Origin of the sequence: Clostridium sp. MCC328 (genome assembly GCF_018785465.1) — a bacterium.
Lineage (GTDB): Bacteria > Bacillota > Clostridia > Lachnospirales > Lachnospiraceae > Pilosibacter > Pilosibacter fragilis.
In genome coordinates, this window is sequence record NZ_WQPW01000035.1 from 12,572 (window position 1) to 28,646 (window position 16,075).

Annotated in this window: 14 protein-coding genes; 12 read left to right on the plus strand and 2 right to left on the minus strand. The window is 51.1% G+C overall.

Features of this window, described 5'->3' with window-relative positions; all coding sequences use genetic code 11:
* Positions 1-229 precede the first annotated feature (229 nt).
* The 3 genes from GPK83_RS06485 to GPK83_RS06495 all read left to right on the plus strand — a co-directional run bounded on the left by GPK83_RS06485 (position 230) and on the right by GPK83_RS06495 (position 3,021).
* Positions 230-934, plus strand: a complete 705-nt coding sequence (locus tag GPK83_RS06485; protein WP_215704317.1) for a response regulator transcription factor — start codon at positions 230-232, stop codon at positions 932-934.
* Entirely contained in the window at positions 931-2,376 is a 1,446-nt protein-coding gene (locus tag GPK83_RS06490; protein ID WP_215704318.1) for a HAMP domain-containing sensor histidine kinase, read from the plus strand. The genes GPK83_RS06485 and GPK83_RS06490 overlap by 4 nt, the downstream gene beginning before the upstream one ends.
* A gap of 201 nt (positions 2,377-2,577) precedes the next feature.
* Positions 2,578-3,021: a hypothetical protein gene (locus tag GPK83_RS06495; RefSeq protein WP_117551715.1), complete on the plus strand. Its 444-nt coding sequence runs from the start codon at positions 2,578-2,580 to the stop codon at positions 3,019-3,021.
* A gap of 130 nt (positions 3,022-3,151) precedes the next feature.
* On the opposite strand, the gene GPK83_RS06500 is transcribed toward GPK83_RS06495, so the two are convergent.
* A complete protein-coding gene (locus tag GPK83_RS06500) occupies positions 3,152-3,880 on the minus strand; it encodes a phosphatase (protein ID WP_117551714.1) in 729 nt (242 codons plus the stop codon).
* A 306-nt stretch (positions 3,881-4,186) separates the two neighbouring features.
* On the opposite strand from GPK83_RS06500, the gene GPK83_RS06505 reads away from it, so the two are divergent.
* The 7 genes from GPK83_RS06505 (at position 4,187) to GPK83_RS06535 (ending at position 10,676) form a co-directional block, all read left to right on the plus strand.
* A complete protein-coding gene (locus GPK83_RS06505) occupies positions 4,187-5,083 on the plus strand; it encodes a S1 RNA-binding domain-containing protein (RefSeq protein WP_015553349.1) in 897 nt (298 codons plus the stop codon).
* Between the two features lie 68 nt (positions 5,084-5,151).
* A complete protein-coding gene (locus GPK83_RS06510) occupies positions 5,152-5,871 on the plus strand; it encodes a GTP pyrophosphokinase family protein (RefSeq protein ID WP_021905580.1) in 720 nt (239 codons plus the stop codon).
* Between the two features lie 109 nt (positions 5,872-5,980).
* Entirely contained in the window at positions 5,981-6,436 is a 456-nt protein-coding gene (gene dtd / locus GPK83_RS06515; RefSeq protein WP_215704326.1) for a D-aminoacyl-tRNA deacylase, read from the plus strand.
* 141 nt (positions 6,437-6,577) lie between these two features.
* Positions 6,578-7,969: an aminopeptidase gene (locus GPK83_RS06520; protein ID WP_215704319.1), complete on the plus strand. Its 1,392-nt coding sequence runs from the start codon at positions 6,578-6,580 to the stop codon at positions 7,967-7,969.
* A 302-nt stretch (positions 7,970-8,271) separates the two neighbouring features.
* Entirely contained in the window at positions 8,272-9,459 is a 1,188-nt protein-coding gene (gene tig / locus GPK83_RS06525; protein WP_215704320.1) for a trigger factor, read from the plus strand.
* Positions 9,460-9,469: 10 nt separating this feature from the next.
* Positions 9,470-10,261 carry an HAD family hydrolase gene (locus GPK83_RS06530; RefSeq protein WP_215704321.1) on the plus strand — a complete coding sequence of 264 codons (792 nt, stop codon included), beginning with the start codon at positions 9,470-9,472 and terminating at the stop codon, positions 10,259-10,261.
* Between the two features lie 268 nt (positions 10,262-10,529).
* Positions 10,530-10,676 (plus strand): hypothetical protein, encoded by a 147-nt coding sequence (locus tag GPK83_RS06535; RefSeq protein WP_015553355.1) that lies wholly within the window; start codon positions 10,530-10,532, stop codon positions 10,674-10,676.
* 318 nt (positions 10,677-10,994) lie between these two features.
* Here the strand turns inward: GPK83_RS06535 and GPK83_RS06540 are convergent, their stop codons facing one another.
* Complete coding sequence (locus tag GPK83_RS06540) at positions 10,995-12,317, minus strand: cell wall-binding protein (protein ID WP_215704322.1); 1,323 nt, start codon at positions 12,315-12,317, stop codon at positions 10,995-10,997.
* A gap of 499 nt (positions 12,318-12,816) precedes the next feature.
* Here GPK83_RS06540 and GPK83_RS06545 point away from each other — a divergent pair, with 499 nt between their 5' ends.
* Together GPK83_RS06545 and GPK83_RS06550 are read left to right on the plus strand one after the other, a co-directional pair.
* The gene (locus GPK83_RS06545) at positions 12,817-14,793 is read left to right on the plus strand and encodes a thiamine pyrophosphate-binding protein (RefSeq protein ID WP_021905575.1); all 1,977 of its coding nucleotides are present in this window, start codon (positions 12,817-12,819) and stop codon (positions 14,791-14,793) included.
* 157 nt (positions 14,794-14,950) lie between these two features.
* Positions 14,951-15,904: an NAD(P)-dependent oxidoreductase gene (locus GPK83_RS06550; protein ID WP_117551710.1), complete on the plus strand. Its 954-nt coding sequence runs from the start codon at positions 14,951-14,953 to the stop codon at positions 15,902-15,904.
* Positions 15,905-16,075 lie beyond the last annotated feature (171 nt).

A 16,075-nucleotide genomic window follows, 5' to 3' on the forward strand; every position in this document is an offset into this window, starting at 1 on the left:
TCCTCTGTTCCGGGCTGAAGGAGCAGAAATCGAAAATATTCAGATGATTAGAATGAGACGCGGGTCCGGGCGGTCGTGCGGCAATTCTGCGGCAGGTATTTACCATGCAAGGAAAGGCATGGTATAATGGGCGTTAACAAAGAAGTTAAAACTCGGGAACGCAGACTGCCGAAAGGCGGCGGAATAGGCTGCGCATCCTGGCAGACAATAGAAATACAGGAGGAAAATTATGCCAAAGCTGATCTATGTGGCGGATGATGAAAAAAACATCTGTTTTCTGATAGAAAATTTCCTGGAAAAAGAGGGATACGAGGTGGAGTGCTTCGGGGATGGCGAGTCCCTTCTTGACGCGTTCCAGAAAAAGGCGCCAGACCTCTGCATCCTCGATATCATGATGCCGGGGATGGACGGCCTTACGGTCTGCACCCGGATCCGGAAGACGAGCCATGTTCCGATCATCATTGTCTCCGCGAAGGATTCCCCATTAGACCGGATCACCGGAATCACTCTCGGAAGTGACGATTACATGGTAAAACCGTTCCTGCCGCTGGAACTTGTGACGAGAGTCAAGGCGTTATTCCGCCGCGTGGACACATTCTCCGGACAGGAGGAAGAGGCGAAGGAGTCCTATGAGATCGGGGATATCAAGCTCTACCCGAAGCGCCGTGCCGCGAAGTTAAAGGACGAAGATTTTGCCCTGACACCGCTGGAATTCGACTTCCTGTGCCATATGCTGGAGCGCCAGGAACATGCGGCGAGCCGTGATGACCTGTTAAAATCTCTCTGGAAGGTGGACAGCAGGGAAGTTGACACCCGAGCTGTGGATGACATGGTGAAGCGTCTCAGAAAGAAGCTGAAGAACCAGAAGAGCACCGTGAAGATCGAGACCGTATGGGGCTACGGATTCCGCCTGACGAGTGGAGGAGAGGCATGAAATTAAGTATCCGGATGAAGATATTCCTTCCGGTGATGTTTCTTCTGATCGCGTTCCCGGTTGCGGCGTGGTTCGTGTTCAGCTATGCGCTGGACGGACATATGAACTACAACGCGAAGCGTGACCTGGGGCAGATGGTGAAGACCGTGGAGGAACTGGCGGACGAATACAGCAACCTGGACGTGCCGGACGAAACTAATGCGCCGGATGCCGGGAAGAGTCTCTTGAGTGCCCTGCGGAACGCGGCTCAGACAGAGTCCGGGGAGTCGAAAATGCTGGTCATTGGAAATAATTACCGGGTGCTGTACCCGAAAAACTATGATGACCAGCCGGAGATGACCCAGATGTACTCGGAATTTCTGACGAGAATGACCGGAAATGATCAGGCGTTCGAGAGCGGGGAGATCACGGAGGAGACCATCGGTGACACAAAATATATGCTCTATTTTCTGGATGTGGGTCAGAACCGGACCGGTCATGTCCAGAATGTGCTCTTATACTGTCCGATCCACGATACCAGCGTGATCTTAAATGAGGTGTCGAGACTGGTGCTCATGATTATGGGAGCGATGGCGGGCGTGTCCATTGTGCTGTTCTGGTTCGTTGCGGGAAGTATTTCGACTCCGGTGAGCCGTCTCTGCGAAGCAGCCCGGGGAATCGGTGAGAAGAAGTTTAAGAAAGTCGAGACTGGGACCAACGTAAAGGAGCTCTACGAGCTGGAGAACGAGATCAACCAGATGCAGGACAATCTCTTAAAGGCAGACGAGGCGGAGCGTGTGTTTTTCCAGAACGCGTCCCATGAGCTCAGAACGCCGCTTATGTCCATCAGCGGTTATGCCCAGGGAATCCAGAGAGGCGTCTTTGAGGATGTCTCCCAGGCAGCAGGCGTGATCCTGGACGAGAGCAGCCGCCTGACGGAAGTTGTTGACGGGATCCTGACGTTGACGAGAATGGACCAGATGCGGTACCAGGTCGTGCCGGTGGAGCTGGGGATCCGGGAGTACATCGAGGACCAGATCGAGCGCCTTGAGGGACTTGCGTATCAGAAAAAAATAAAATTGGAATTTTTGCCGGGGGATGAGCATAAAATTATCTCGGATGTGATGCTTTTAGGCCGGGCGTTCTCGAATGTGACATCAAACTGTATCCGATACGCAAAGGAGATGGTCTGGATCTCCGTGGAGGAGAACGGGGAACAGCTAAAGATCACGATCCGGGACGACGGGCCGGGAATCCTGGAAGACGATCTTCCTCATCTGTTCGATCGCTTTTATAAAGGGAAGAACGGAAATCACGGGCTGGGGCTTTCCATCGCAAAACGCTCCATGGAGTACATGGGAGGCGATATTGCGGCAAAAGCCTCGCCGGAAGGTGCCATATTTACGATCATACTGCCGCAGGATTGCCGCAGCTTTGCCGTAGAAGAATGGACAGAAGTGTGATAAGATGATAACAGTTCAGAGAGTGGACTTGTAAGTGTGATAAGCAGACATTTGCAGATATTCTTTGAATGAACGGAACATGGAAAATATCCACCGATTGAATAAAAAGTAAAATCGGGCGGGTTTCAGATGTTTTAGTATCTCGGGAGCACGAAAGTGTCAAGAGATTGATTATCAGCTTGCAATGAGGAGGACACGAAGATGAAGAGGATTTTATTTTTATTCGGTCTTCTGGTATGTCTTGCGGGAATGCCGTTGACAGCTTTTGCGGATAATAAGACTGCGAAGCAGACGTATGAGACGGCGATCTCGGACAACTGGAAAACGATGTTAAAGAACAGTATTGCACTGGATACGATCAACGCGGAGAACAATACCCACCTTTTAAACTGGCAGGATGTAAAGAACCCGTCGGACGAGGTGGTAAAGCTTGTGGAGAAGATCCGGAAGCTCCAGGCAGAGCAGGAAGAGGATCAGGAGAGCATGGACCCGTACACAAAGGCGAAGAAGACCTGTGACGAGAAGTTAAATGCGGACGGCGCGAATGCGGCGCTGGAGAATATTATCCGGATCCAGAAAGACCGTCTGAGCGATCAGAAGGAACTGCAGGCACTGTGGGCGAAGGTCGACAAACTGCTGAAGTAATTCTGGAATGATTTTTACGAAAGAGGAAACGGCTGTGAAGTGAAATAAAACTTCGCAGCCGTTTTTTGTGCTGTCAGACAGCTGAAATATGCTGCCAGCAGTAAAGGCAAGCCCCCTTTTATCAGATGTTTCAACCCCGGAAGTCAGCTAAATCCGGAATATATTCCTTCAGGATCTCCGGATGATAGTTTGCGATCAGTTCCTCCGGAAAGTTTAACTCCTTTAAGAGGGCCTCCGCCCGTCCATGTTCCCCGACAGCCGTCGTAAAGTGGGCATCGCTGTTCATGATAACCGGAACCTTGTATTTTGCACAGAGCGGAAGAATGATCCGGTCATTTTCGTATGCGTGGATGCGGGATCCGCCCGGGGTCAGGGATGTGTTGTTGAGTTCGATCATCCGGTGGTGTTCCTTTGCGGCTTTCACCACCGCCTCGTAGTCCAGCGGGAATTTTCCGTCATCCGGGTGTCCAAGGATCGTGACATATGGATTTTTTAATGCTGTGACGACAGCGAAGGTGTTTTCTTCCCTTGTTCCCGGCTTTAAACAGAGATCATGGAGACTGGCAACGGTGTAGGATAACCGCTTTAACATCTTCTCCGACAGGTCGATGCTTCCTTTATAGTCTACGATATTTAACTCACAGCCGAATAAAAGGCGGACGCCCTCTAAGACCGGCGGGATCACTTTGAAGTTACAAAACTGCATCTCCCCACAGCTTCCAGGCATGGACGGGGCGTGTTCGGTGATGCCGAGGATCGGCAGGTCCTTTAAAGCAGCGGCATGGACCATCTCCGTGATGGTTCCATAGGCATGTCCGCTGGCGATGGTATGGGTATGCAGGTCAGCATAATCTTTCATGGTGAGTGCCTCCAAAATATATACTATGCGTTACTGCTCACGCTTTGCGCAAACAGTAACTGATTTTGCCGATGCTTCGCATTCCAGATCAGCAAAATCCACTACCGCCACTGTATTGTACGGAATTTTCAGCTCAGAAAATCCCTACCCGTGTACAGTAATTACTATGCACATTTTATCATGATTTTTTTGTGAAAACTATGGCAAATATTCACAGAATATGGTTAAATAGAGAAAGGAATTACTATTCATAATTATGCCGTCCAACGGCGTAAGGGCAGATGGTGAGAAAAGGAGAGATGACATATGGAATCCATGGACGATTACAAAGAGGAGCTGGAAGCCTCCCTTAAAAAAATTAGAGTTGGCGATGTTGTGACAGGTACCGTGATCGATGTGACAGATGACGCGGTGATCGTGGACTTGAAGGCTTACGCGGACGGCGTGATCCGCAAGGACGACCTGAGCGAAGATCCTGATTTCAACATGGCAGAGATGATCCATCCGGGCGACGAGATCACAGCCACCGTGATGGCGACAAACGACGGCGAGGGAAATATGGTCCTCTCAAAGAAGGAAGCAAATCAGGTCCTCGCGTGGGATAAGCTGAAAAATATGATGGAAGAGCGCACTGTTGTCCCGGTAAAGATCGCTGAGATCGTAAACGCCGGCGCTGTTGCGTACCTGGAAGGGATCCGCGGATTTATTCCGGCTTCCCGTCTGAGCGACGAGTATGTGGAAGACTTAAAGGAATTCGACGGAAAGACCATCGAGGTAACCGTTATCACCGCCGACGAGGAGACACACCGCCTCGTATTATCCGGCCGCGAGGCAGCCAGAGAGAAGAAACAGGAAGAGACAAACAAAAAAATAGCAAAATGCGAAGTCGGCGCTGTCATGAAGGGTACCGTCGAGACCTTAAAGGACTACGGCGCATTTGTAGAGCTTGAGAACGGACTTACCGGTCTCCTCCATATCTCCCAGATCAGCACAAAGAGGATCAAACATCCGGGCGCTGTTCTGAAAGAGGGACAGGAAGTACGTGTAAAAATTATCTCCACCGCAAACAACAAGATCAGTCTGTCTATGAAGGAGCTGATCGAGGAGGAAGAGGAGAGAGAAGCTGAGGACACCTACGGATATAAGGAAGAAGGTCAGGCAAGCACAGGTCTTGCGGATCTCTTAAAGGGTCTGAAGCTGTAGCAGAGAACGCGTGAAGACATGGTCGCATGGACGGAACGTTCCCGGCTGCAAAGAAAGGGGGCGTCAGCATGACGAAAGAGTCTGGAGGCTTTGATCAGATCGATCAGTGGAAATCAACAATGTTTTTATACAGCTCCGCGTTAAAATCCATCAACACGAAGATCGAGATCTTAAACAATGAATTTATCCAGTTGTACAATTACAATCCGATCGAGCATATCACTTCCCGCTTGAAGACACCGGAGAGTATTGTGAAAAAGCTGAAGAATGATGGATGTGAAGTCTCGATCGACAATATGGTGGAGCACTTAAATGATATCGCGGGAATCAGGATCATCTGTTCCTTTATGTCCGACATTTATCCGATCGCGGATATGATCGCAAGACAGGCGGATATCACGGTCCTGCACGTCAAGGACTACATTAAATACCCGAAGACGAACGGATACAAGAGCTATCATATGGTAGTGACGATCCCGGTCTATCTGTCGGAAGGAAAGCGGGACACGAAGGTCGAGATCCAGATCCGGACTATCGCCATGGACTTCTGGGCATCCTTAGAGCACAAGATCGCTTATAAATTTGAAGGAAAAGCGCCGGATTATCTGGAGCGGGAGTTGAAGTCCTGTGCCGATATGGTGGATATGCTGGACATGAAGATGTTCTCCTTAAACCAGGCGATCATGGCGGTCGAGGAGGAAGAGCGGCGTGTTGAGGAAGAAAAGCGCCGCGAGCGGGAAAAGGCAGAAAAAAGACAGGAAGAACTTGCAGGAAACGGTCCAACGTAGGCCGTTTCCGCTCTTGTTAAGGCAGGAAATTCCAGCAGCGAAAATATAAAATTTATGGGCGGATCTGCCGGTACGGAAAATGGAGTGCAGGCAGAGCGTCGGAGGAAACATGAGAGTCGTATTACAGAGAGTAAAACACGCGTCGGTCCATGTGGACGGACGGGAGACGGGAGCCATCGGACAGGGATTCCTGATCCTTCTCGGCGTCTCCGACACGGATGACGAGAGCATTGCGGACAAGATGGCGGACAAGATCTGCAAGCTCCGCATTTTTGAGGATGAGAACGGAAAGACGAACCGCTCGCTCCAGGATGTGGACGGCGAGATCCTTGTTGTGAGCCAGTTTACGCTGTACGCGGACTGCAGAAAGGGCAACCGCCCGAGCTTTACTGACGCCGGAGCGCCGGATCATGCGGACCGCCTCTATGAATACTTTATGGAGCGGTGCAGGATGCATGTGGAGAAGGTGGCACATGGGGAGTTCGGGGCAGATATGAAGGTGGACCTGCTAAATGATGGTCCATTTACACTGATGCTCGACAGTAAAGATCTGCTTACAAAGTAAGAGATAAGACACGACAGCTGCATGCAGGAATTGGAACATGTGTCCAGGTCGAAAATGGTTTCCATAAAACAGACTGATTCGGACCAGGCAGCGTGAGTGAGTTGTTATAATTCATAAAATACACATACGGAGGTTTTTAGCATGAACGGCAAAGATCTGGAAAAAGCACTTCTCTGGGAAGCTCCGCACATCGGAGAAAAAGCGCCGGAACAGATTCCGGAGGCGCAGGATTTCTGCGAGGGATACAAGACATTTTTAAATGAGGGAAAGACCGAGAGAGAATGTGTGAAAAAGGCGGTATCGCTCTTAACGAACGCCGGATACAAGGAATTTGACCCGGAGGCGTCCTACAAGCCGGGCGACAAGATCTACTGGGTAAACCGAAAGAAAGCGATCATCGCTTCCACCATCGGCACAAAGGATCTGAACGAGGGATTGCGCATGAACGGCGCCCATATCGATTCCCCGCGCCTGGACTTAAAGCCGAACCCATTATTTGAAAAGGACGAGATCGCCTACTTAAAGCCGCACTACTACGGCGGAATCCGCAAATATCAGTGGGGCACCGTGCCGTTATCCATGCACGGCGTCGTTATGAAGGCGGACGGAGAGACTGTTGAGGTCTCCATCGGCGAGAAAGAGGGCGATCCGCAGTTCTGCGTGACAGACCTTCTCCCGCACCTTGCGGCAGAGCAGAACGGAAGAAAGCTCGGCGAGGGCTTAAAGGGCGAGGAGCTGAACATCATCATCGGCTCCATCCCGTACCATGACGAGGAGAACGAGAAGATCAAGAATCCGGCGAAGCTCCTTGCGATGAAGTTATTGAATGACCGCTACGGAATCACGGAGAAGGATTTCACCCGTGCGGAGATCGAGATGGTTCCGGCATACAAGGCCGTTGATATCGGACTGGACCGCGGCCTCATCGGTTCCTATGGACAGGATGACCGTGTGTGCGCGTATACAGCGCTGATGGCGGAGATTGCTGCGAAGAACCCGGAACACACCACATTCACGATCCTTACAGATAAGGAAGAGATCGGTTCCGTCGGAAATACGGGACTTCACTCCGACTACGTCCACCATGCGGTTGAGGACCTTGCGGAGAGCTTTGGGGCGGACACAAAGACCGTTCTGCGCCATTCCATCTGCCTCTCCTCCGATGTAAACGCGGCATATGATCCGACGTTCGCAAGCGTTTACGAGAACAGAAACTCCAGCTATGTAAACAAAGGCTGTGTGCTCACAAAGTACACAGGCGCGAGAGGAAAATCCGGCAGCAGTGATGCCAGCGCGGAGACCATGGCGAAGGTCATCGGTATCATGGAAGAGAATGGCGTTTACTGGCAGACTGGCGAACTCGGCGCCGTTGACGCGGGTGGCGGCGGAACCATCGCCCAGTTTGTGGCGATGATGGATGTGGATGTCGTGGATCTCGGTGTTCCGATCCTTTCCATGCATGCGCCGTTTGAGCTGGCTTCGAAGCTTGATGTGTACAATACATATAAGGCGTTTTGTGCGTTCTACAAATAAGAGATAGTAAAAAGCATCCTGGCGGGATCATGATGATATGATCCTTACAGGATGCTTTTTGATTTTCTCTTAAAATGATGTTGAGGTCAAAAAGTCTTTTGACCTCTCTGATACCAAGATCCAAAATCCTCCTGCAAGCAAGCTTGCGGCGGACTTCAGACCTTTGGACACTAATATCTTAAAATTCTGTGAACACCCTTTTTTTTCGCGTGGCGGTATGTTAGAATAAATATCACGCGCGGGTGACCCGGAAAATGGGCAGTGCGCAGGGAAATAGAGACAGAATGGAAGGTAACGAGAACATGAAAAAAATTATAAAAGCAGGTATCTGCGTTGCTGCAGCGGCAGTGATCGCAACAGGATGCGGAAATAAGAATCAGAATACTGAGAGCAGCTCTGCGGCTGTAGAGGAGACAGTATCCGCGACAACTGAGACAGAGACAAAATCCGAGGAAGAGCTTCACGACGAGGAGAGCGTAACTCTTGGAGAATACAAAAACCTGACTTTCTCCGCGAAGGAAGAGGAAGTAACTGACGCCCAGGTCGAGACAAGATTAAAAGAACTCTGCGCGGAGTACCCGGTAACCATCGAGGGACGCCCGGCTCAGGAAGGTGACACCGCGAATATCGACTACTCCGGCACAAAGGACGGCGAGGCATTTGCAGGCGGAACCGCAGAGGGCTATGACCTGAAGCTTGGCAGCGGCACATTTATCGACGGCTTTGAGGACGGCGTCATCGGCATGAATGTAGGCGATGAGAAAGACTTAAACTTAAAATTCCCTGACAACTACAGCAGTGCTGATCTCGCAGGCCAGGAAGTCGTGTTCCATGTAAAATTAAACCAGTTAAAATCTGAGTCTGACAGCAAGGTGGATGATGATCTTGCAAAACGTTACTACAACGACGATACAGCGACTCTTGACCAGTTAAAAGAGGAAGTACGTGCGGAGCTTCAGGCAGAGGCTGACAGCCAGTTCTTCAACGCGGCAGGAAGTGAGCTCTTAAACGAGGTCATCAACAACTCCAAGGTTACAGCTGACCCGGATGCCGTTGATGATATGTTCAACCAGTTAAAGAACACATATTCCAGCTATGCAAGCAGCTATGGACTTGAGTTCGATCAGTTCCTCAGCATGTTCCTGGGAACGGACGAGGACGGACTCCGCGACACAGCAGAGAACCTTGTAAAACAGCAGATCATTTTAAACGCGATCCAGGCAGAGGAGAACCTTTCTGCGACAGATGAACAGAAAGATAAGCTCGCTGTTATGAACTACTTCAAGAACGCGGCGCAGATGATCACGACCTACGGCGAGGATTCCGCAAAGCAGATTTTCGACATGGGCGCTGTTTACTACTACCTGATCGATAACTCCACATATGTAGAGGCACCGGAGACAGAAGCCGAGACAACAGAGGCTGAGAATATTCTTGAAGAGAAAGAGACTGCTGCGGAGGAGAGCGAGAGCAGTTCCGCAGCAAACTAATACGGAGATCATGAAGAGAAAAGCATTATTTTTTGATATCGATGGGACGCTCCTGGTGGATGCGTCGAAGGAGCTCCCGAAGAGCGCGGCGCTTGCTTTAACAGAGGCGCGCCGCGCCGGACACCTGGTTTTCATCAACTCCGGGAGGACGAGATGCCTGATGAAGGATGTTGAGGGGAAAGTACCGGTGGACGGCTACCTCTGCGGCTGTGGAACCTACATAGAGGCCGAGGGAAAAGCACTGCTCCACAGAAAAATCTCCGCAAAACGCCGTTGGGAGATCCAGAAGGCGATCCTCGAGTGCAAACTTGACGGAATCTTAGAGGGACCGAAGGCATGTACGGTGCAGATCGGTGTCTCCCACATGGACGAGATCGAGCATGTGAAAAATGTGGTCTACAAGAACCAGGGCTTGGCCAGCGCGGACTGGAATACGGAGCTGGTGGATTTTGATAAGTTCTGTGTTCTTGCGGACGAGAACAGTGACGAGGAAGGTTTTTTAAAGATCCTGGCACCGGACGTGACCGCCATCGACCGGGGACACGGACTCTACGAGTGCGTGCCGACGGGGTACGATAAGGCGACGGCGATGGAAGTGATCTTAAAGAGATATGGGATCGCGAGGGAAGATTCCTACGCCTTTGGGGACAGCATGAACGATCTGGCGATGATCCGGTATGCCGGAAACAGCATTATTATGGAGAAACATGCGAAGGGGCTTGAGCCCTACGCAACTTTCATCACCAAAGATGTCGAAGACGACGGGATCGCCTGGGCGTTTGAGCAGCTTCATATCATATAAGAGAAAATCTGGCGGCAGTCTTGCTTTTTTTGGCGGGACTGCCGCTTTTTATATTGATTTCGCTGTTGCACGAGGTCTGTTGCTTGGGGCAGCAGGAGTCTTGCGGCATGGGCTCTTGTCCATGCATACCGTGTGTCCTTCGAACCATGTCGAAACTTGCGTTCAAAAACCACTTTTCAATTGCCGGAAAATGTATTATATATTTAAGTAAAAGGAAGTGGACGCAGGAAAGGGCGGCTGCTGACGAGGCGTAAGGGGGACGAAAACAATGAGCATGGAGAGACATTGCAAAAATGCTCTGGAAGAAGAAAACCAAAGGCTTCGCGAAGAGAACGACAGGCTGATGGACATTGTGGTACAGATGAAATGCACACTGAACCGCCTGGTGAAAGAGTATATTACGGAAAGTAAATAGTGAGGAAAGGCAGCGCAGCGAGTATCACTGGGAGAAGATCAGCGGAAGATGGCAGTTCATCGATGGAAGGTGGTATTATCTGAATCCTGTCTCCGACGGAACCAGAGGAATTATGTGCGCAAGGAAGAGAACTCCGGACGGCTGGCTTGTAAAAGAGGACGGCAGTTGGGATGAAGAAGCAGGAAGATAAAAGGATAATTACAGTATAGAGATAAAAGGTGCCGGACTCTGAGCGAGAGAGTCCGGCACCTTTGCAATTATGCATTTTGTAAGAGTCCCAGAGGACTCAAACTTTATCTATGGTGTGGATGGTCAGCGTTACTGCACGATTCCGGCCGTATCCACGGTCCAGATCTTGCCGTTCGCGTCTTTGATGTCCTTATATCCGCGTCCCAGCTCCGGCTTCGCGGAGGAAGTGGAGGAAGCGGATGCTTTCTGTACGTTTCCGGTGGTCCCTACGAGGTAGGTCACGCCGTTTAAATCAGCCGGTGCATATCTCTGGTCGGCGGTGGCGTCCTGTCTTTTTCCGTAGACGTAGAGGATGCCGTCGCGGAGACCGTGGTAGCCCTGCCCTTTCTTGTCACCGTCGGTGTGGAAGAACCAGTTCTCGGTCTCACCGGTCTCCTCGTTGTAGATCGCCTGTTTTCCGGTCTTTACGATACCGTCCTCACCGAAGTAAAAGTTTGCGATCTCATCGTTCGCCACGTTCGCGATCTGTCTGCCTGTCTGCATGATTCCCAGGTCACTGAACGCATACTTTTTCGCGTTGATGGTGAACAGGGAATTTCCCTTTTTATCGGAAACATACGGCTTTCCGGCCTTAAAGTAGAAGGTGTAGACCTCATCTGCAGCGTGGATCCCGGAAATGCCCTCGATGGAGCGGAAACCTTCGGCGCGCTTTCCGTCCCCGGCTGCTCCGTAGTACTGGTAGTCGGTGATCCTCGGGGATGCGGCGTTGCTGTCTGTTACGTCAGACTTGGACGGCATCAGGACCCAGCCCGTCTGCATCTTTCCGTCGATGAAGGTGTAGTAGCTTCCGTCGATCTTCTTATCGTACTGGGTGGTCACCATTTTGCCGTCGGAATTGAAGTAGTACCAGCTCTCGGAAGCGCCCGGTGCGTGGCTGTTTTCCTCTAAACGGATCCAGCCGGTCCGCATGAAACCGTCTTTTTCTGTTCCGAGGTAGTAGGTCGCCCCGTCAATCTCCGTCTTTCCTGTTGCCATATGGCCGGATTCATCGAAATAGTACCATTTGGAGTCGAATTTCACCCACTTGGAGACAGCGGACTTCCCGTCCTTCTCAAAGTAGTACCAGAAGGTATCCGGTGTCTCCGGGGAGTCCGGATCTTCCTCATTCTTTAACTCCACCCATGCGTTTGTGACCATCTTTCCTTCGTCATCCACATAGTACTCGTCGATCTTCTTGCTTTTTACGATCTGTCCATCTTCACCGAGATAGAACCAGTCTTCTCCACGCTTTCTCCAGGCATCGGTGGTGAGGTACCCGTCCTCATCGTAGTAGACCTTTGCGTCGCCTTCTGTCACCCAGCCGTAGGATGCCGCATAGACCGGCAGGCCGGAGACCATCATCATAAATGCTGCCGCGGATAAGGCCGCAGCGATCTTTGTCTGTTTTTTCATAATCGTTTTCTCTCCTTTTTGATATGAAAATTGAAATGTTTTGCCGTGGTGTTTTCGTTTACGGGCTGATTATAACAGGCTGTGGAGGCCGAATTCCAGTGTAGGTTCCTGGCATATCTGGAACGCCGTGGAAAGCATTTCATGGGATGGAAAATGCGGAAAATTAAGGCGAAGAGTGCCGCCGGGGAAGACCTGCGAAAACCGTAACTGTTCAGTACCTTCACAGTTACATGCAAAAATCCATTCCAAATCGGCTACGCCGATGGGATTTTTGCCTTTTAGCCTAGGTTTTCTTACGGTCAGCGCAGCAAGTGCGCAGACCTACTGAACAGTTACTGAAAACCTTACAAAAATATGATCTACTGGACGGTATGCGGTCCGCATGGTATAATCTAGAAAGGTATATTTGGTACAAATTCAGCCATGCACCCAGGTAAATGAAAACGAGAAGAGTTGTAGGGTTGAATTTGTCGATTTGAGAGAGGAGAAGGTTTCACTTATGAGAATGAAGGTTTCTGATTATATTGCCCAGAAGCTGGTAGACGAGGGCATCACCGACGCGTTTATGGTAACGGGCGGCGGCGCGATGCACCTGGATGACGGACTTGGACATCAGCCGGGACTGCATTGCTATTTTAACCATCACGAGCAGGCCTGTGCCATCGCGGCTGAGGCCTACGCGAGGATCCATAACAAGATTGCGGCTCTCTGCGTGACAACAGGTCCCGGCGGAACAAACGCGATCACAGGCGTTGTCGGCGGATGGCTCGACTCGATCCCGATGCTCGTTTTATCCGGACAGGTCCGCTATGACACGACCGCCCACAGCACAGGACTGGGGATCCGTGCGATGGGGGATCAGGAATTCGAGATCACAAAGGCGATCGACTGCATGACAAAGTACAGCGAGATGGTGCTGGACCCGATGCGGATCCGTTTCTGTCTGGAGAAATCGCTTTATCTGGCGCAGACAGGAAGACCGGGACCGTGCTGGCTCGATATTCCGTTGAATGTTCAGGGGGCTTACATTGAGACGGAAGCGCTTCTCGGATTTGATAAGGACGATTACGAAGCAGGCGGAACCGGCTGGTCCGGTCACGGAACCGGATGTTCCGGATGTACGATCTGCATGATGAATAAAGTTGAAGGGAAACCGGCAATGATCCCGTCCGATGTGAGCGGACAGGGCGAAAAACGTGTGAAACTGCCGGATCCTGTGACGGTAGAGCAGGCGAGAGAAATCTTAAAGAAGGTCCGCGAGGCGAAGCGCCCGGTGATCAACGCCGGAAACGGAATCCGAATCGGAAAGGCATTCGATGTATTCGCGAGAGTCGTAAAGAAGCTTGGAATCCCGGTTGTCACCGGCTGGAACAGCATCGACTGCATGTATGACACAGACCCGCTCTATGTGGGACGTGCCGGACATATGGGTGACCGTGCCGGAAACTTTGCGGTACAGAACAGCGATCTCTTATTGTCATTGGGAAGCCGTCTCTCGATCCGTCAGGTGGGCTATAACTACCCGACCTGGGCGAGAGAGGCCTATGTGATCTACAATGATATCGACGCCGAGGAGTTAAAGAAACCGACGGTCCATGTTGACATGCCGGTCCATGCGGACGTCAGGGACCTCCTCGAAAAGCTGGAGCTCGTCCTCGACGAGGAAGAGTTCGATCCGAACGGTGGAGCAAAGGACAAAGAAGCCGTGGACTGGTGGATCAGACGCTGCCAGGAATGGAAAGAAAAATACCCGGTCGTTCTTCCGAAACACTATGAGGCCGGAGATGACGAGCCTGCAAATGTTTACGCGGCGATCAAGGAGATCAGCAGGCGCGGAGAGGAAGATCAGATCACCGTTGTGGGAAATGGCTCCGCGTGCGTAGTAGGCGGACATGCCTACGAGATGAAGAAAGGACAGCGGTTCATCAGCAACTCTGCCATCGCGTCCATGGGCTACGATCTTCCGGCAGCCATCGGTGCCTGGGTCGCAGACCATACAAAGGACATCATCCTTGTGACAGGTGACGGAAGTATCCAGATGAATCTTCAGGAGCTCCAGACCATCGTTCACCATCATATGGGAATCAAGATCTTCCTGATCAACAACGGTGGTTACCACTCCATCCGCCAGACCCAGAAGACCCACTTCCATGAGCCGTTAGTGGGAATCGGCGTGGACAGCCACGACTTAAGCTTCCCGAGCATGGAGAAGCTTGCGTGGGCATACGGTTATCCGTATGTGGCAGCCCACCACAACAGCGAGCTCGGCGAGGCGGTGGAGAAGACACTTGCCATGGACGGTCCGGTGATCTGTGAGATCTTCGTGGATATGAAACAGGGCTTCGAGCCGAAGGCAGCCGCAAAGATGCTGCCGGACGGAACCATGGTATCCGTACCGCTGGAGGATCTGGCTCCGTTCCTTCCGGAGGAAGAGCTGAAGGAAAATATGATTATTCCGTTAGTAGAGAATAAATAAGAAGGTTCAGTGTGCCTGGGACATGGAACTTAGAAGAAAATGCAAGATGGTTCAGAAAATTCCTACCCGTATACAGTAACATCATGTACAATATACTGGCAATCGGGAATAAGATGGATGATTGATCAGTGTTAAATGAGGAAAGGGGCAGCAGAATATGAATATCATCATGACAGGTTCGACGAGCTTTGTCGGCGCGGCAACGGTGCGGGAACTCTTACGGAGAGGGCACACGGTGACCGCCATTGTGCGCCCCAAATCCTCAAAACTTGATACGATCCTTGAGGGAAATGAGGAGGCACTTTTATCCGGGCGTCTTCTCGTGACGGAAAATGATCTTTCCGAGCCGGAAAAGCTTTTAGAAAAAGTGACAAAACCGCAGGACGTGTTCTGCCATTTCGGCTGGGGAGGATCCGGGAGCGCGTCAAGAACGGACAAGGCGCTTCAGGAGAAGAATATGGAGATCTCTCTGGAGACGATTCGGACGGCGAAAGCCCTAGGCTGTAAAAAGTTCCTGTTCTCCGGCTCCCAGGCGGAGTACGGAATGCACCAGGATCTGATCACGGAGGACACGGTCTGCGAGCCGAAATCCCTGTATGGAGAGGCGAAGCTTGCCATGCGGGAAAAGGGAGAAAAACTCTGTGATGAACTGGGACTGCGGTACATTCACGCCAGGATTTTCAGCGCCTACGGCCCCGGGGACCACCCGTGGACTCTCGTGGAGTCATGCCTGGACGCATTCCTGAACAATAAGGAAATGTCCCTGGGGGCATGTACCCAGAAGTGGAATTTCCTCTATATCGACGATCTGGCTAGAGGGATGGCGGCGCTCTGCGAAGCTTCGGAAAGTGCGTTTGAGGGACTTGAAAATCCTGTATTTAACTTCGGCGGTGCTGAGACAAAGGTATTAAAGGAATTCGTGGAGGAGATCCACGAACTCTGCGGCGGACAGGGCGAGAGCCAATACAACACCCGCGGGGAGAACGCCGAAGGTCTGATCAATCTGATGCCGTCCATCGAAAAGCTGGAGACGGTGACGGGATGGAAGCCAGAGGTCGATTTCAAGACCGGAATTACAAGGATGATCGCGCTCAGAAAGAGAACCATTTAACTGAACAAGAAAGCAATTCTGGGGTGGCAGAGAGGGCAGCAATCAGTTGAAAATGCAGACCGATCACAGATTGGGAAAAAATGCCGCGAAATACGTCGAGTATTGACAAAACAGAAAAAATGGTTACAATGATAAAAGTTAAAGACTAGGCAACAATTTAGAAAAAAAGTT